13 protein-coding genes are annotated in these 18,516 nt (G+C 62.0%); all 13 read left to right on the top strand.

The window, feature by feature from the left end:
* The 13 genes from mnxG (at window position 1) to C7534_RS28075 (ending at window position 18,514) form a co-directional block, all read left to right on the top strand.
* Window positions 1-5,823: a manganese-oxidizing multicopper oxidase MnxG gene (mnxG, locus tag C7534_RS28135; protein WP_109787774.1), complete on the top strand. Its 5,823-nt coding sequence runs from the start codon at window positions 1-3 to the stop codon at window positions 5,821-5,823.
* Between the two features lie 84 nt (window positions 5,824-5,907).
* Window positions 5,908-7,860: a YncE family protein gene (locus tag C7534_RS28130; protein WP_109787773.1), complete on the top strand. Its 1,953-nt coding sequence runs from the start codon at window positions 5,908-5,910 to the stop codon at window positions 7,858-7,860.
* 13 nt (window positions 7,861-7,873) lie between these two features.
* The gene (locus C7534_RS28125; RefSeq protein ID WP_109787796.1) at window positions 7,874-8,530 is read left to right on the top strand and encodes an SCO family protein; all 657 of its coding nucleotides are present in this window, start codon (window positions 7,874-7,876) and stop codon (window positions 8,528-8,530) included.
* Window positions 8,527-9,147, top strand: a complete 621-nt coding sequence (locus C7534_RS28120) for an SCO family protein (RefSeq protein ID WP_109787772.1) — start codon at window positions 8,527-8,529, stop codon at window positions 9,145-9,147. Before C7534_RS28125 ends, C7534_RS28120 begins: the two co-directional genes overlap by 4 nt.
* A gap of 7 nt (window positions 9,148-9,154) precedes the next feature.
* Window positions 9,155-10,705 (top strand): cytochrome c/ABC transporter substrate-binding protein, encoded by a 1,551-nt coding sequence (locus C7534_RS28115; RefSeq protein WP_109787771.1) that lies wholly within the window; start codon window positions 9,155-9,157, stop codon window positions 10,703-10,705.
* A 13-nt stretch (window positions 10,706-10,718) separates the two neighbouring features.
* Window positions 10,719-11,672: a peptidylprolyl isomerase gene (locus C7534_RS28110; protein WP_109787770.1), complete on the top strand. Its 954-nt coding sequence runs from the start codon at window positions 10,719-10,721 to the stop codon at window positions 11,670-11,672.
* A gap of 220 nt (window positions 11,673-11,892) precedes the next feature.
* On the top strand, window positions 11,893-12,426 hold the full coding sequence (locus C7534_RS28105; protein WP_046027976.1) for a response regulator: 534 nt from the start codon (window positions 11,893-11,895) through the stop codon (window positions 12,424-12,426).
* Window positions 12,427-12,510: 84 nt separating this feature from the next.
* Window positions 12,511-14,217, top strand: coding sequence for a GspE/PulE family protein (locus tag C7534_RS28100; protein WP_109787769.1), 1,707 nt, complete (start codon window positions 12,511-12,513; stop codon window positions 14,215-14,217).
* Complete coding sequence (locus tag C7534_RS28095) at window positions 14,198-15,001, top strand: hypothetical protein (protein ID WP_046027974.1); 804 nt, start codon at window positions 14,198-14,200, stop codon at window positions 14,999-15,001. The genes C7534_RS28100 and C7534_RS28095 overlap by 20 nt, the downstream gene beginning before the upstream one ends.
* A gap of 1 nt (window position 15,002) precedes the next feature.
* On the top strand, window positions 15,003-15,548 hold the full coding sequence (locus C7534_RS28090; protein ID WP_046027973.1) for a PilN domain-containing protein: 546 nt from the start codon (window positions 15,003-15,005) through the stop codon (window positions 15,546-15,548).
* Complete coding sequence (locus C7534_RS28085; protein ID WP_109787768.1) at window positions 15,535-16,083, top strand: GspMb/PilO family protein; 549 nt, start codon at window positions 15,535-15,537, stop codon at window positions 16,081-16,083. The genes C7534_RS28090 and C7534_RS28085 overlap by 14 nt, the downstream gene beginning before the upstream one ends.
* On the top strand, window positions 16,083-16,604 hold the full coding sequence (locus C7534_RS28080; RefSeq protein WP_109787767.1) for a hypothetical protein: 522 nt from the start codon (window positions 16,083-16,085) through the stop codon (window positions 16,602-16,604). The genes C7534_RS28085 and C7534_RS28080 overlap by 1 nt, the downstream gene beginning before the upstream one ends.
* Window positions 16,601-18,514 carry a secretin N-terminal domain-containing protein gene (locus C7534_RS28075; RefSeq protein WP_109787766.1) on the top strand — a complete coding sequence of 638 codons (1,914 nt, stop codon included), beginning with the start codon at window positions 16,601-16,603 and terminating at the stop codon, window positions 18,512-18,514. The genes C7534_RS28080 and C7534_RS28075 overlap by 4 nt, the downstream gene beginning before the upstream one ends.
* Window positions 18,515-18,516: the final 2 nt, after the last annotated feature.

Raw genomic sequence — 18,516 nt, 5'->3', positions numbered from 1 at the left:
ATGTCCGGCATACCCCACGCTCATCATGTGTTTAACCTGTTGTTGTTTTTCGCACCGATGCTCGGTATCGAGCTGGCCGAAGCGGCCGCGCGCTGCGAACGCAATCTGGTGGCGAACGTCGTGGCACTGGATCAGCCGCTGATGTTCAACCGCCTCGGTGCACAGAACGCCAACGGCATGATGTTCGCCTTGCGCCGCGATGTCGTTGACGATCGCAATATGTCCCTCGCCCAGGGTGGCGCGGCAGTGCCGGGCAAAGTCTCGCTGCGGCCCGACAAGCGTCCGCGCCCACTGGTGCTGCGAGTGGCCGCCGGTGATTGCCTGACGATCAATCTGCAAAACCTGCTGGCGTATCAGGCCAACCCCGGCAAACACGAAGGTGCGGAGCCCGAGGGGGAGGAAGGCAATGAAGTTGGCAATGTGGACGACTTCAAGGTCGATGAGCAAGTCACAGACCGGCATGTCGGCTTCCAGGTCAACGGCCTGCAAGCCGTCAACAGCATTGACGACATCGCCTCCTTTACCGGGCGCAACGCCAACTCCCTGATCCCGCCAGGCGCCACCCGTTCCTACACCTTGTACGCCGAGCGTGAAGGCGCGTTTGCCGCCAGCAGCCGTGGTGCCACTTTTGGTGGGGAGGGCGATGCGGGCAACGTGGCCAACGGCCTGTTCGGCGAAGTGGTGGTGGTGCCCAAGGGTGGCCGCACCTATCGCAACACCGTGACCGAAGAAGAGATGCGCCTGGCCAGCACCGGCCGCACTCCGGCCGGTCAGCCGATTGTCGATTACCAGGCGCGCTATCCGCAGCGCGAACCGTGGATCCGTGAAGGCAAGGCCGGCACGCCGATCATCAACATGGTCGACGGCAACGAAATCATCTCCAGCGAGAGTGACGCGATCGTGATGGGCAGCAACGCCGACGGCAGCTTCCCGCCCTCGACTTATCCGCTGGAAGCCATCGGCAAGCGCAATCCGGCGCTGCCCAATAGGCTGGAACCGTTCCGCGATTTCGCCTCGCAGTTCCAGGATGAAACCGCCGCGACCCAGGCATTCCCTGCGTACTGGGCAGACCCGGTAATGGCCCACGTGCTGGAGCCGACCCGCGACTCGTTCATGATCAACTACGGCTCTGGCGGCATGGGCGCCGAGGTGGTGGCCAACCGATTGGGCGTGGGGCCGATGCACGATTGCCTGTCGTGCGCCTATGAAGAATTCTTCCTCAGTTCCCACACCGTGGGGGACGTGGCGATGCTGGTGGACGTACCGGCCAACGCCGGCCTGGAAAACATTCGTCCGGGTGAAACACCACGTGCCGATCAGGTCGGGGTCAAGGCGACCATGGCGCTGTATCCGTCCGAACCCTCCAACGTCAATCACAGCTACATCGGCGACTTCGTCAAATTCCGCAACACGCACAACGGCCACGAGCAGCACATCTTCCACCTGCACGGGCATCAATGGCTGTTCAACCCCAACGACGACAATTCGGACTATGTCGACGCCCAAGGCATTGGCCCAGGTGCCGGCTACACCTACGAAATCGCCAACGGTGGGTCGGGCAACCGCAACCGCGTGGCGGGCGATGCGATCTATCACTGTCACTTCTACCCGCACTTTGCCCAAGGCATGTGGGCCATGTGGCGGGTACACGATGTGTTTGAGGAAGGCACCAAACTCGAAGTGTCCCAGCAGGGTGCCGACGGTTATCACAGCGAACCGTATGCCTTGCGCAGCGGTAAACCGGCGTCGGGCGCACGGGCCTTGCCCGATGGCGAGATCATTGCCGGTACGCCGATTCCAGCCGTCGTGCCGTTGCCGGGCAAAGCCATGGCGCCGATGCCGGGCAAAGTCGCCGTCGTGCCGAAGATCGGCGAAAGCCTGGTGGCCAGTCATGGCGACGATGATGAGGAGGGCGATGACGACGGCGAACATCACGGTGGCAGCGGTGGCGTGCAAGCCATCGGTTCCCTGGCATTGGTGGACCGCAGCGAAGCCAACCGCAATGCCGACGGCAGCCTGAAAAACCCGGGCTATCCGTTCTGGATCGGCGGCATGGAAAGTTCGGTCGGCCAACGTCCGCCAACCCCACCGCTGGACATGCTCGACGCCGCCAAGGCGCAAACCCTGAAAAGCAGTGGCAATGCCTTGTGGGCCAACCTTGACCCCGCTCAGTCCGGTGGTTGGGACGGCGGTTTGGGTCGCCACTCACTGGACGGTTTCTCCTCCGGTGGCCAAGCGCACACCGTGACCACTTCCCTGGATTTCTCCAAGGAAGTGACCCGCGCCAAACCGATTTACATGCCTGAAGAAGGCACCGAAGTCGAACAGGCAGCCATGGCGTTCCATGCCAAAAAAGAACACCCCAGCTACGCCGTGCTGCCGGGCAATCAGGTGGTGGCGCGCAACTTCCGCACCAACGGTGCATTGCCAACGGCGGGGGCGCCGTACTACGAACCGTGCATGGATGACCGGCAAAAACGCCTGACCAGCAGCGCCGGTACCGGCGAATTCAATAGCGGTGAAAAGGCCGACGGCCTGTCGTTCACCGGTGCCTCGACCTTCACCGCCGACCGGCCGCGCATCTATAAAGCGGCCAACATCCAGTTCGACGCGGTATACAACAAGGTCGGTTACCACTTCCCGCAGGCACGCATCCTGGCGCTGTGGGAAGACGCCTGGCCGGTGATTACCAAACAGCGTCCGCCAGAACCTCTGGTGATGCGCATGAACACCTTCGACTGCGTGCAGTACCAGCAAACCAACCTGGTGCCGGCCACCTACGAGATGGACGACTATCAGGTGCGCACGCCCACTGACGTGATCGGTCAGCACATTCACTTGCCTAAATGGGACCTGACGGCGGCTGACGGTTCGGCCAACGGCTGGAACTACGAAGACGGCGTGCTTTCCCCCGGTGCCGTGCAAGAGCGCATCCACGCCATTCGCCAGTTCAACCAGTGCGAAGGCGCCGACCCGCGTGACGGCACGCCAGCCTGCCCGGTGGCCAAGTCGCATCCGTTCTTTGGTCAATATGGTCGGGCCGACTGGGTGGGTGCGCGCACGGCGATGCAGCGCTGGTTCGTCGACCCGGTGGTCAACACCAAGGGCGTCGACCGTGGCCTGGGAACCATTTTCACCCACGACCACTTAGGCCCATCGACGCACCAACAGATCGGTCTGTACGCCACCGTGCTGGCAGAACCGGCCGGTTCCACCTGGTTCCACGCCGAAACCGGCGAGCCTTTGTACAGCGGCGCGCGGCAGGATGGCGGGCCGACGTCGTGGCAAGCGGTGGTGTCCACCGGTGACCTGGACGGCGACGGCAAGAACGACAGCTTCCGTGAGTTCTTCCTCGAATACAGTGACTTCCAGCACGCCTATGAAGCCGGCGTGTACGTGGGCGCCGGCCCGAATGGCGTGCCCAATGCGCAAGCGTTCCCGGCCACCGCCGACAGCTTCCGCTACGCGATCAATCCGCCGGTGCGCAAGGAAGCCGAGACCCTGCTTGAGCAGGTGGTTGAAGCGCGCGGTGGACTGACGCCCGGCTGTCCAAGCCGGCCGTGCCCGCAAGCCATCTCGGTGGATGATCCGGGGATGTTCGTGGTCAATTACCGCAACGAACCGCTGGCCCTGCGGGTGTACGACCCGAACAAGATCGGCCCGGACGGCAAGCGTGGAATGCAGGCCGACGGCCTCGGTGGCGACCTGGCGTATGCCATGCAAAGCCGTACCGACCGTGCAATCGCGGCGATGAACCTGGCGCCGAACCTGGTCACCGCTGCGACCGGCCCTACCGGTGGCACCACGCTGTTCCCGCCACACATCAACAAGGGCGGTGCGGAACCGGGTGACCCGTTCACCCCGATGCTGCGCACCTACACCGGAGACAATGTGCGGCTGCGGGTGCATGCCGGCGGTCATGAAGAAGAGCACAACGTGACCCTGCACGGCGTGAAGTGGCTGCAAAGCGGTTCCGGTTTCGGCAACAGTTCCAACTCCGGTTGGCGCTCGTCGCAGATGATCGGGATTTCCGAGCAGATGGGCTTCATTGCGCCGGTCTCGATGCTGTCCAGTTCGGCGGCGACCACCGGGGATTATCTGTACTCGATGGACGCTTCTCTGGAAGGTTACTGGAGCGGCATCTGGGGCGTGATGCGCAACTACACCGCGCAACGCAACGACCTGTTCGCACTGCCGAACAACGCGAAACCGGCCGGCATGCGCAACACCGTGGCCTTCGAGGGCACTTGCCCACGGATCGGTGCCAACCCGAACGGCATCGGCACTCGGCCCACTGTGCAACGCAACTATGAAGTGGTCGCGGCGCTGGCCAACGACATCCTCGGCAATCCGCTGAACCTGTCCATCGCTGATCCGGAAGGGCTCGGCCAGCATGTCGGCGGGCCGCTGAATCCGGCGGGCGGTACGCTGGTGTACAACTCGCGTGCGGTGAGCATTCCCCAAGTCACCGTGACCGACCCTGAAGATGGCGAGACCTTCACCATCGGCGGGCAGAGCGGGCCGTTGCATGATCCGACCGCGATCCTGTACGTGCGCAAATCCGATCTGGACCCGGTCAGCGGCAAGCTCAAGCCTGGTGTGCCTGTCGAGCCGCTGGTGCTGCGTGCGGCGGCGGGGGATTGCATCAACATCACCCTGGAAAACCGCTTGCCGACGGTCATGCCGGACCTGGCGCAGATGGCCTCGGTGATGGGCATGGTCAAGCGTGACCGCAACGGTGGCGAAGGCTCCACCACCTTCAGCAATAACCTGTTGCGGCCGTCCAGTACGGTGGGGTTGCACGCTCAACTGCTGGCTTACGACATCACCAAGTCCGATGGCACCAACGTCGGCACCAACCCGATCCAGACCGTCCCGCCACGCGTTGGCAACACTGGGGCGTACCCGACCCGTACCTATCAGTACTACGCCGGGCACCTGGAGCGTGAAGGCAAGCCGATCACGCAACTGGGCCGCAGTGTCGACAACATCAATGCCACGGCGATCGAGTTCGGCGGGTTGAATTTCACCCCGGCGGACGTGATCAAGCAGCCGCAAAAAGGCCTCGGTGGAGCGATGAGCATTCTGCCGATGGGCGCGACCTGGGTTGAAGACGCATGCAAGGTCAATGCGACGGTCACCGCGCCGGGGCAAACCACCTACCGTGACTTCGCGATGGTCTGGCAGAAGGCGTTGAACATGCGCTGGGCCAATGGTCGTCCGGTGGAAGGTATTGCCGCAGAAGCCGGCGTGCCGACCGATCCGCAGGACAACTCCAGCATGGCCATCAACTACAAAACCGAACCGATGTGGTTCCGCTTTGGCCTGCCTCCGGACGCGCCATTCGGTCACGCCGGCGGCTACGGCTACGGCGATGTCCCCAACGCGCACATGGCCTACAGCAATGCGTTGGTGGGGGGCGATCCGCAGACGCCGGTGCTGTATGTCAAACCGGGGCAACCGTTCCGTACCCACATTTTGATGCCCACCGGTGGCAGTCGTGGTTCGACCTTTCAGCTGGACGGTCACGTCTGGTCGGTCAACCCGTTCCAGTCGGAGAAGAGCGACACCGGCGGTTACCCGATGGCAACCCCCGGCGTGGGTTCAGTGCGGTTCGGTTACAACCCGATGTCGATGTACATCGGCGCCCACGAAAGCATCCTGCCGGCGGCGCACTTCAGCTTCATGCACCCGAGTGCCGGGGGCAGCAACGCGATACCGGGCGACTACCTGTTCCGTGATTACGCGGCTTACGGCAATACGGCTGGGTTGTGGGGATTGTTACGGGTGACCAACGAGCCAGAGCCGGCTCCGGCACCTTAGCAACATGGCCGTGGCGAGGGCGCAAGCGACCTCGCCACAGGATCAGGGTTCGAAGGCAGACACAGATCTGAAGGGGAGAGCGGGATGACCAGGACTATCAAGTTGGCCGGGTTCGCGCTGGTGGCGGGGTCGGCACTGATCTGGCTGGGCGTGTGGCGCACGATGCCGCCGGACATGCTCAGCGAGGTCGCGCTGCCGGATACCTGGAGCGGCCAGAACCTGTCGCGTGACGGGGTCTCCGTAGCGCTTGAAGTCAAACCGCTGGCCAAGGACGGTGTACTGCGCGAAGGCGAATTTGCCGATGTGCAGTTCCGGGTCAATGACAGCGCCTCGGGCCAGCCGTTGTCGGGCGTCAACCCCGGCGCCTGGCTCGACCCCGAAACCGTCGCCGCCGACCAGGCCCAGGGCCGCGAACAAAGCTGCAAATCGCGGGTCGGAGTGTTCCTCAAATCGAGCATCGGTGCGCGGCCACTGCTGGACTTGAACAGCTACTTCCTGCTGGTGATGAACCGCGATGCCAGCGTTTCGGTGGTCGACCCGTCGGTGTCGGTGGGCGGCATCACCAGCACCATGGCGCGGATCAACATCAAACAACCGCCAATGGACTGGATCACTCCGAAGGACAACAAACGCGTCTTCGTGTCGATGCCAACGGCTGGGGAAGTGGCCGTGATCGACAGTGAGCAATTCAAGTTGCTGGAATCGGTGGCCGCTGGCAGCAACCCGGTTCGAGTGGCCCTGCAACCCGATGAGCGCCTGCTGTGGGTTGGCAACAATGCGTCGAAAGCGGAGGAGTCCGGGGTCACGGTGATCGACACCCGCAGCCTCAAGCCCCTCAAACACCTGGCCACTGGCGCCGGCCATCACGAAATTGCTTTCAGCAAGGACAGTCGGTTTGCCTTCGTCACCAACCGCGACGACGGCACGCTGAGCATCATCGACATCGCCAGCCTGACCCTCAGCAAGCAGCTCAAGACCGGCTCGCACCCGTTGTCGGTGGCGTACTCGCCGCTGTCTCAGGCGGTGTATGTCGCCGATGGCAAGGACGGCACCGTGACCGTGGTCGACGGTGCCAGCCTGGACGTGCGCCGGGTGATCAAGGTCAGGCAGGGCCTTGGGCCGATGGGGTTCAGCGCTGACGGTCGATTCGGCATCGTGCTCAATACGCTGGAAAACCAGGCCTCGGTGATCGATGCCGCCACCGATTCGCTGATCCATGAACTGGACGTGTCGGCCGAGCCCTATCAAGTGGTGTTCACCAAGGCCTATGCCTATGTGCGCGGGCTCGCCTCGGCCAAAGTCACGATGATCAACCTGTCATCGCTGGGGCAAGGTCGCACGCCGATCAGCCAGGGTTTCGAAGCCGGCCCGCAGGCGCCACGGCTGGCCGGTGATCTGCCACTGGCGTCGAGCCTGGCGGTGTCGCGGGACGACAACGCGGTGTTCGTGGTCAACCCGGTGGACAACACCACCTATTTCTACGCCGAAGGCATGAACGCGCCGATGTCCGGTTACCCCAACCGCGGGCAAGTGGCGCGGGCGGCGATGGTCATCGACCGCAGCTTGCGCGAGGTTGAACCGGGGCTGTACAGCGCGCGGATCAAGTTGCCGGCGACCGGGCGGTTCGACGTGGCGTTCCTGCTCAATCAACCGAACATCATCCATTGCTTCACGGCGCTGGTTGAACCCGACAAGCAACTCGCCTCACACCCCGGCGTGCCGAAAGTGGAGTTCATGCTCGACAAGTCAACGGCCGCCCTCGGCAGTCCTTATGTGGTGCGCTTTCGTATCGTTCAGGGCCAGCAGAAGGCCCAGCGCAGTGGGGTCAAGGATGTTCAGGTGCGCTACTTCCGCGCCCCGACTTCACGGGCTCAGGAAGTCGCCGCCCTCGAAGTGGGTAACGGCATTTATGAAGCTCCGGTGACCCTGGACCAGAACGGCGCCTGGTACCTGCACGTCCGTGCGGCGTCGTTGGGGGCGAATTTTGACGACAAGACTTTTGCCAGCGTCCGGGTTCTGCCCGGCAATGCGAACTGAAGAGGACATGGACATGAACCGTTTCGCAAACCGTGGATTGCTGATGTTGTGTCTGTTGACTGCCGGTCTGGGTCAAGCCCTGGCGCACTCGACGGACGAGCATGCCGGACACGACATGCCGGCCAAAAGCGCCAGTTCCGAGAGCGCCCAGGTGAAGTTCGCCGATGTGGCGCTGGTGGACCAGAACGGTAAACCGGTAAGCCTGGAAAAGGACCTGGTACGTAACAAGATCGTGGTCATGAGCTTCATCTATACCAGCTGCACCACGGTGTGCCCGGTGGTGTCCTCGATCATGGGCAAGGTGCAAAAGCAGCTCGGTGCGCGGGTCGGTGGCGAGGTGCAACTGGTGTCGATCAGTGTTGACCCGCAGCGCGACGACGCCAAACGCCTGAACGACTACGCCCGCAATTTTCAGAACGGCCCGGGCTGGAGCTGGCTGACCGGCAGTTCGCAGTCGATCAATGAAACCCTCAAGGGCCTGGGCTCGTTCAATGGCGACTTCAAGAACCATCAACCGTTGATTCTCGTCGGCGACGGCAACAGCCGTCACTGGACACGCTACTACGGCTTTACCGACCCGACGGTGCTGACCCGTGAGGTCGAGAAACTCAGCGGCCAGCGCAATGTCCACGCCAAACACACCGCCATCGCCATGGAGGAGCAGCCATGAAAACCCTCGACCGGATTGCCCTGACGGTGGCTGTTTGTCTGTTCAGTTCACTGGCACTCGCCCACGAAGGGCACGAAGAACCCGCGCCAACGGTGGCTGGCGCACAACCGGCGACCGGCACGCACGACGCAAAAACCTGGTTCACCGACACGCCGTTACAGGACCAGAACGGCGAAACCCTGCGTTTCTACAGTGACGCGTTGCAAAACCGCGTGGTGCTGCTGAACGTGATGTTCACCAGCTGCAACGATGCCTGCCCGCTGATCACCCGCAAACTCAAGGAAGTGCGTGAGTTGCTGGGCGACAAGGCGGATGGCATCACCTTTATCTCCCTTACCAGTGACCCGCTGCGCGATACGCCAGCGGTACTCAAGGCTTACACCTTGAAACAGGGCGTCGATGGGCCCCACTGGTTTTTTCTTACCGGCGACAAGGCGCAAATGGACCTTGTCCTGGGGCGCATCGGCCAGATCGTGCCGACCCCCGAACAGCATTCAACGCAGTTGATCGTCGGTGATGTGGCCAACAAGCGCTGGAGCAAAATCCGTCCCGATGCTCCGGCTGCCGCCATTGCTCAGCGCTTGCAGTTGCTGACCATGCCCGTGGCCGGTCGCTGAGCGCGCCATGAAAACTGTCCTGATTCTCGGCCTGTTGCTCCTGGGCGGCGTCCCTTTCGCCGTCCAGGCGTTGACGCTGAGCCCGAGCGAAAGCGCGGGCAAGCGGCTGTACCGCGAAGGTGTGTCCGAGAGTGGAGAGCCGGTCATGGCCCGAGTGGGTGCGGCCGATATAGTGCTGCCCGCCAGCAGCCTGCCGTGCGCCAACTGCCATGGGGCCGACGGACAGGGACGGCCGGAAGGCGGGGTGCGACCACCGGACATCAGCTGGTCGCGCCTTTCCAGCCGCTACGGCCAGGAACAGATCAATGGCCGCGATTATCCGGCCTACACCGAGGGTGCGTTGGCGCGTGCCATTCAGGAAGGTCGCGATTCAGCCAACAATCAGCTCGACCCGGCAATGCCCCGGTTCGTGCTGTCGATGAAGGATCAGCGCAATCTGACGGCGTACCTCAAACGCGTGGCCGATGACCGCGATCCCGGTTTGACCGCTGACACGTTGCACCTGGGCACGTTGTTGCCGAGTCAGGGACCATTGGCGCAAGAGGGCGCAACGGTGGCGGCCGTGCTCAAGGGCAGCGTGCTGCGGATTAATGCGGCGGGGGGGATTCATGGCCGGCAATTGCGCCTGACCATCCTCGATCCTGGCCCCACCCGCGCCAGTGCCGAGAAGGCGCTAGGCCAGTTGATTGAACAGGAACAGGTGTTCGCCCTGATCGCACCGCTGGCGCCAGCGCTGGATTCGGACCTGGCGGCACGCCTGGAACAGGCCGGAGTCCCGTTGATCGGGCCGCTTTCGTTGCAAGGCTCGGCGCAGTCCAGCCGGCAGATTTTCGAACCGCTGCCGGGTCTTCGCGAACAGCTGATCGCCCTGGCTGACTACGCCGCCACCAGTTTGCGTGTGCTCCAGGGCCCGACGCTAATTACCTACCCGGACGAACCAAACCAGCGGCTGGCGGCGCAGAACCTCGGCCAATACCTGCAAGATCACGCCTGGCAACACGTGCGGTTGCAAGCCTACGACTCTGCGCAGGACGACCTGCCGCTGGGCTCGCGCTCGGTGTTTTACCTGGGCAGCGGCAGTCACTTCAGTCGTTTGGCCGAGCGTTTGCAGACGGCGGGGCAGGTGCCTTACCTGTTTGCGGCTTCGAATCAGGTGGCCGGTGACGTGTTGCAAGTGCCCAGCGGGTTTTCCCGGCGGTTGTTTTTGGCCTACCCGTTCGTGCCCAGTGACTGGACGCTGGCCGGGCGCCTGGCGCTGACGCAATTGCGCGAAAACCAGGGGCTTGGCGGTCAGCACGCGGTGCTGCAAGTGGGCGCCTTCAGTTCGATGCTGCTGCTCAGCGAAGGCATGAAGCAGGCCGGACGTGATGCCAGCCGCGAGAAGCTCATCAATGCCCTGGAAGGTCTGCACGACTTCGATACCGGCCTGACCCCGCTGATCAGCTTTGGCCCGGGCCGTCGCCTGGGCTTGCGCGGAGCACACGTCGTCACGGTGGACCTGCCCGACCAGCGCTTTTTCCTGGTTGCCCCCTACAAACCCATTGCCGCCATGCCCTGACCGGAGGCCGATCATGAAACTCAACACGGTACTGATACTGCTGACGATGTGGGTCCCTGTGGCGTTCTGCACTAACGGCCCGGCTGCCGCGCGGGTCAATGGCGAAGAGATTTCCGAGTTTCGCCTGGAGCGTTACTTCGCCGAATTCCTGGAGGATCAGGGCCGGGCGGTGGGCAATATTCGTAACCCCAAGGCATACAAACAATTGCGGCAGAAAGCGCTGGAAGCGCTGATCGACAAGGAATTGCTGTGGCAGGAAGCGGTCAAGCGTGGCGTGGTGATCAGCGATACGGAAGTGCAGAGCCAGGTCGAACAGACCCGGCAAGCGATTGGCGGCCCCGAGGTATTTGCCCGCAGGCTCCAGGATGCCGGGTTTGACGAGGCCAGCTTTACCGAATACACCCGCCGGGAGCTGGCGGCCCAGCGAATCTTTGCCGACCTGATCCAGGTGGGCCAGCCGGATGAACAACAGGTCCGGGCGTTTTACCAGGAACATCGCGCCGACATGGGCCGGCCCGAAGAAATCCAGGCCCGGCACATCCTGATCAAAGTGCCCCAGGGCGCCGATGCCGCCACGGTTGAAGCGGCACGTCTACGCTTAAGCGGGATGCGCGTGAAAATCAGCCAGGGTGAAGACTTTGCCAGCGTTGCCCGGGCCGGCTCCGAAGACGCTTCTGCCAGTGAAGGCGGCGATCTGGGCTATTTCCCTCGTGGGCGCATGCTGCCTGAATTCGAAGCGGCAGCGTTTGCCCTGGCGCCGGGTGCCGTCAGTGAGCCCGTGCGCACGTCATTGGGCTGGCACTTAATACTTCTTCAGAACCACGTGGAGGCGGCCGATGTCTCAGAGCAGCAGGGTCTTGAAATGGTCCGGGCCTACCTTGCCCGACAACATCAGGCCCAGGCTCGCCTACAGGTTTTGGCGCAACTTCGATCAAGTAATCGAATCGAGCGGATTGATGATGATTGAATGTACTCCCCCCAAAAGTGGGGAAAGCTTGCGCGTAAATTCAAGCGCTTCCCCGTGTTTGGGGGAAGGGGTACGCGGGCGAAAAAGATTTGTCACGGAAATCAAAGAGATGAGTCGGCGAAAAACCGGCTCCGAGTCTGGCATGAAGTGTGCGTTAGCCTGATTGAAGGCGCGTACTCCCAGGCACGAATTTCGGACCTGCGGTTACAAGGAGTCGACCTTGTTGAACAAAATACTGGTTGTTGATGACGAGCAACTTCTTGCGGAAAACCTCCAGGGTTACCTGCAGGCGCAAGAGTTGGAGGTCCGGATTGCTCACGATGGTGCACAAGGAATCGTAGAGGCTGACGATTTCGCACCCGATGTGATGGTGTTCGATTACCGCTTGCCGGATATGGAAGGCTTTGAGGTGCTCGATGCCATCCGCCAGAAACAGAAGTGTCACTTTGTGCTGATTACAGGGCATCCAACCGCAGAGGTATGCGAGCGGGCCCGGCAACTGGGAGTCAGCCACATTCTGTTCAAACCGTTTCCATTGGCGGAATTGGCGCGTGCAGTACTTGATCTTCTGGGGAGGCAACGCGAACCCAAAGCGGGTGTGAGCAGTTCTGAAGGCTTCGTCGAACGACGCCAGAGCAGGACCGAGAGTTTCCCGCTGCAGTTGTACGACGGTAGTTGGGTGCTTGCGGATCGCCGACGTAGTACATCGGCCTCCATGGCGCCAGACGACGAACAACTGCTCACCGGGGAGTAATGGCGCGACAAGACGTTCCGGCATCCGCCGCGATGACTCGCCGCGCCGACAGGGCTCAAAGCCCCGGGCGTTGGAGAGCTTGCCATGGACCGTCTATTGGTTGCCGTCGAACCGGCGTTGTTGGACTGTGTGCCGTCTCGTTTTTCCAGTGAGCAATTGGCTCAGGCGCGAGCCTTGGCCAGCAGTTCCGGCGAACGGGTCCTGGACGCCCTCGGGGAGTTATGCGAACTGGCCCCGATGCCCTTCATCCAGTGCCTGGGCACCACCCTGCATTATCCGGTGCTCGACACCGACAGCCTGTTCAAGTCCACCCCGGTATTCGACCGGGTCACCCTGGCCCAATGCCTCAAGCGCGAATTCATTCTGCTGCGCCACGACGATGCGGTCATTGGCGTGTTTGCCGACCCGTTTGATACGGCGCGCCTGGCCTGGATCGACGACTGCCTGCACGGTGCGCCGCTGTACCTGGTGCATGCCGATGACCTCAAGGCCTACCTGGCCCGTCACGAAGAAAGCTTCCACGCGGTGGAGTCGCTCAATGCCCAATCCGATGGCACCATCGAAATCGATAACCTGCAAAGCCTGTCCCTGACCAGCATCAGCGAAGACTCCAGCGTCGTCGTCAAACTGGTCAACTCGACCCTCTACGACGCCTTGAAAATGCACGCCAGTGACATCCACCTGGGCACTACCGGCAGCGGTCTGGTGATCAAATACCGGATCGATGGCGTGCTGAACAACATCAGTAAAATCCAGGGGTGCGAGTTCGCCGAGCAGGTCATCTCCCGGGTCAAGGTCATGGCCGAACTGGACATCGGCGAAAAACGCGTGCCCCAGGATGGTCGCTTCAAGATCGGCATCAGTGGCCGGCAAATCGACTTCCGGGTATCGATCATGCCGAGCATTTTCGGTGAAGACGCCGTGTTGCGGGTGCTCGACAAACAGGACCTGGCCGACAAGGTCAGCGGCGTGCAATTGCAGGCGCTGGGCTTCGAAGAAGAAACCCTGCGCCAACTACGGCGCCTGGCCAGCGAACCTTATGGCATGGTGCTGGTCACCGGGCCTACCGGTAGCGGTAAAACCACCACGTTGTACGCGATGATCACCGAGATCAACCACGGCGTGGACAAGATCATCACCATTGAAGACCCGGTGGAATATCAACTGCCGGGCGTGCTGCAAATCCCGGTCAACGAAAAGAAAGGCCTGACCTTCGCCCGTGGTTTGCGCTCGATCCTGCGTCATGACCCGGACAAGATCATGGTCGGTGAAATCCGCGACCCTGAAACCGCGCAAATCGCCGTGCAATCGGCGCTCACCGGGCACCTGGTGTTCACCACCATCCACGCCAACAACGTGTTCGACGTGATCGGCCGTTTCACCCAAATGGAAATCGACCCCTACAGCCTGGTGTCGGCCCTCAACGCGGTGCTGGCGCAGCGTTTGATCCGACTGGTCTGCGCCAGTTGCAGCGCGCCTGTCACCCCTACCGACGATGAATTGCTGGCTTCGGGCCTCGACCCTCAACAGGTCGGGCATTACCAGTTTGTGCATGGCAAGGGCTGCGGCCACTGCCGGGGCACGGGCTATCGCGGGCGCAGTGCGATCGCCGAGCTGCTGCACCTGGACGACGAGCTGCGGCAAATGATTGTCGAGCGCCAACCCATTTCGAAAATCAAGGCCCACGCCTGCAAACGTGGCTTGCGCCTGCTGCGCGAGTCGGCACTGGAACTGGTGCAGCAGGGGCGGACCACGCTGGAGGAGATCAATCGTGTCACTTTTATCTCGTGATCGATATGTCGCCGTACTCGGCGCCAGTGGTGTTGGCCTTGGCCAGCGCCGTGGCAGCGAAACCCTGTGGCTGGGCAGCGTCGGTTTCATCGACGAAGGCTTCCATGCCTGGGCCGTCGCCCTCGAAACCCTCGACCGTTTGCTGGGCGAGCACGCGCCTGCCGGTGCGGAGCTTTGCGTGGTGATCTCCGGGCACTTCAGTCGTTTTTGCCTGGTGCCCTGGAGCGAAGCGATCAGCACCCCCGACGAATTGCTCGGGTTCGCCCAACTGTGTTTCGAAGACCTGTATGGCGTTCCCACCCAGCCCTGGAGCATGGTGCTGTCGGCCGAACCTGCGGGTTACGACCGCATCGCCACCGCACTGCCGCAAGACCTGCTGACACGCCTGCGCAGCCTGGTCAGCGGTCGCGGTCTGCGTTTGCGTTCGGTGCAGCCGTACTTGATGGCCGCGTTCAACCACTTCGACAAGAGTTTTGACCACGGCGACTTTCTGTTTGTGGTCGCCGAACCGGTGCGCAGTGTGTTGTTGCTGGCGCGGGAAGGGCGCTGGGTGTCGGTGCGTTCGGTGGGCAGCAGTGACAGCGATGCCGCACTGACCGCACTGATCGGTCGTGAAAGCCAATTGCAGGCCTCCACCAGCGAACGGCCGCTCCATCTCTACCTGCATGCGCCGGCCCGCATCGACTCACATCCAGATGTGCCGGGCGTGCAGTTGCGCACCCTTGAAGAAGACCAGGCATCCGTACGCGACAGTTTGTACGTCATGTCCCGGGCGGTGGCCTGACATGCGCCCGCTGATGCTCGACTTCCAGCCGCGTCGCCGTTCCGGTCCATTGGGCTGGAGCTTGCTGGGCGGTGGCGTGGTACTGGCGCTGGTGTGCGTCTTCGTCCAGCAACACCTCAATGACGAGGCCTCGCAGCAGCAAGGACATTTGCAGCACGCCCAGCGTGTCCTCACCGGAGACACCGGCAGCAAACCCACGCTGACCCCGGCCGAAACCCGCGAGCAGGCACAGAACCTGGCGGAAATGCGCAAGGTTTCACAGCAACTGCGCCGGCCATGGGAGCGTCTGTTCGCCATGCTCGAAGCCATGCCGCGCGACAACATCGCCTTGCTGGCGCTGACCCCGGACGCACGCAAAGGTCAGGTGCGGATCAGCGCCGAGGCGCGGGATCTGGAAGCCATGCTCGAATTTCACCAGCGTCTGGAAGCCAGCGAAGAGCTGTCCGACGTGTCGTTGCTCAGCCACGAAATCGTCGCCAACGTGCCGGAACACCCGGTGCAATTCAACCTGTCGGCCAGTTGGGAGATCGGCGATGCGAATCCCTAGATTGATCGTCCACGAATACCTGCGAGGCCTGGGCGTTCCTGGTCTGGCGGGCATGGCGCTGCTGGTGGTCGGCTTGGTGTATGGCCTGGGCGCGTTGATGCCGGACTGGCAAGCGCTGCAACAGCTGAGCCAGCAAACCCGCGAAGCCGGCGAGTACCTGGCCAAGGTTGAAGACGGCAGCGTCGCCGCCCCGGTGGTGCCGCAGCGCCAACTCGACGACTTCCGCAGCAAACTGCCGGCCCAGCCTCAGGCCACCGTGGCCATCGACAAAATCTACGCACTGGCCACGCAGGAACACATCACCCTGAGCCGCGGTGAGTACTCACTGGGCATCGACCCCAAGACGCACCTGGCCCGTTACCAGATTCTGCTGCCGGTGCGGGGCAGCTATCCGCAACTGCGGCGCTTCCTGCACGCCTTGCTCGGCCAGTTACCGGCGGTGGTGGTGGAGGACCTGGAGTTGCAGCGTAAAAAGATCGCCGACACCGACCTGACCGGGCGGATCCGCATGACCCTTTACCTGTCGAGGTCATGATGAATACCAAACGTGTAGCGGGTTGGGTGGCGTTCTTCGGCGTGGCCGCGGGGCTGGCCTGGGGGCCTCAATACTTCCAGCAGGCGGACGACGGTGATGATTCGTCCACCGCCGTGGCAACCACCGGCAAAAACAAAACCGGGGGCGCGCTGTCAGCGGTCTCCGCCAATGGCAAACCGGCGGTGATCAAGGACCTGAGCCCCTCCGGCGACCTGTTTTCCTCCCGCAGCTGGAAGCCGGCGCCGACCCTGGCCAGCGTCACCGAACAACAACTCGTCAACCAGACCCCGGTGGTACAAGCCCCCAGCGTACCGCCGATGCCATTCCAGTTCGTTGGCAAGCTTGATGACCATTCCGACCTGCAAATATTTTTGTTGAGCGGCGAAAAAATATACGTCGTACGCAAAGGGGATGTGATCGACGACACATGGAAGATCGAGCGGATATCCGATATGGAACTCAGCTTTGTCTACTTGCCTCTGCATTTGTCCCAGACTTTGTCTGTGGGGAGCGCGCAATGAACAGATCCCGTTTGCTGTTGAGCGTTTGCATCACTGCAGCGCTGGCTGCGTGCAGTTCGGCGCAGGTCGCTAACCAGGAGGCCACTGCACTGATCGAATCAGGGCAGTATGAAGCCGGCCTGGCACGCATTGAGGAAGGGTTGCGCGAAGACCCTCGCGATACTCAACTGCACATAGCCCTCAACAGCGGACGTGCCCTGGCAGTCAAGACGTTATTGACCCAGGCAGACATGGACCGCACACAACGCGATTTTGCTTCGGCGCGCATGGCCTACCACCGGGTATTGAACATCGAGCCGAACAACCGTCGCGCCCAGGACGCGCTGCACCAACTCGACTACCTGCGCAGCATGGATGAAAAACTCGAACTGGCCCGTGGCGATCTGCGCCGTGGCGATATCTACGGTGCCGACCGTCAGGTCAAACAGATCCTCGAACTCGACCCCAAGAACGAGGGGGCCATGGAGTTGCAAGGCAACATCCGCCTGGTGCAGAGCCGCAACGTGGTGCCGTACCCACAGCTGCGTACTCGTCTGGACCGGCCGGTGACCCTGGAGTTTCGCGACGCCAACTTGAAAACCATCTTCGAAGTCTTGTCCCAGGTGGCAGGTTTGAATTTCATCTTCGACAAGGACCTGCGCCCGGACATGAAAGCCACGATCTTCGTGCGTGACGTGCGCATTGAGGACGCCGTGCAACTGCTGCTGCAACAGAACCAGTTGCACCAGAAAGTGGTGAATGAGAACACGTTGCTGATCTACCCGGATTCACCACAGAAACTCAAGGACTACCAAGAGCTGGTGATGCGCACGTTTTACCTGACCAGCATTGATGCGAACACCGCACTGAACATGGTCAAAACCATGCTCAAGACCCGCGACGTGTTTGTCGACGAACGCCTCAACACCTTGACCATGCGCGACACTGAAGACGCCGTTCGCATGGCGGAAAAGCTCCTGCAATCGCAAGACCAGTCCAATCCGGAAGTGGTACTGGAAGTGGAAGTGATGGAAGTCGCCACCCAGCGGATTCTCGACCTTGGCCTGCAATGGCCGAACACCTTCGGCGTGATCAATAGCGATGGTTCGGCGGTGTCCGTTCTCGATCAACTCAAAGGCATCGACTCCAGCCGGATCACCATCAACCCATCGCCTCAGGCCAAGATCAACGCCCAGGACAAAGACATCAACACCCTGGCCAGCCCGGTGATTCGGGTCAGCAACCGCGAACAGGCGCGCATCCACATCGGTCAGCGCGTGCCGATCATCAGCGCCACCTCGGTGCCTTCGACCCAGGGCCCGGTGATCACCGAAAGCGTGACCTACCTTGACGTCGGTCTCAAGCTCGAAGTGCAACCCATCGTGCACCTGAACAACGAAGTGGCGATCAAGATCGCGCTGGAAGTCAGTAACGCCACGCCGCTGACGCCGACCGCTCAGGGCACCATTCCGGTCCAGGTCGATACCCGCAATGCACAAACCACGCTACGTCTGCATGACGGTGAAACCCAGATTCTCGCCGGCCTGATGCGTGATGACCATGGCAGCACCGGCAACAAGATTCCCGGCCTTGGCGACATTCCCGGTTTGGGCCGCTTGTTTGGCAGCAACAAGGACGACGTCAGCAAATCCGAGTTGGTGCTGTCGATTACCCCGCGGATCGTGCGCAACCTGCCGTACCAGAGCCCATCGGACATGGAATTCACGACCGGTACCGAAACCAGCATGCACATCCAGGCCCCGGACCGCCGGATGGAACCGCAGATCCAGAATGAGCACATTGATCGGCCAATGACTGGCATCAGCACCGAAGTGACTGTTGGCCGGCCGGTGACGGCTGCCACCACTCAAGTGACCGTTGGCCGGCCGGTGGCGGCCGCTACCACTCAAGTGACCATTGAGAAGCCTTGATC

This window comes from Pseudomonas sp. OV226, from assembly GCF_003148705.1.
GTDB lineage: Bacteria > Pseudomonadota > Gammaproteobacteria > Pseudomonadales > Pseudomonadaceae > Aquipseudomonas.
Note: the sequence above shows the minus strand (reverse complement) of the source record. Positions and strands in the feature narration are given on the sequence as shown.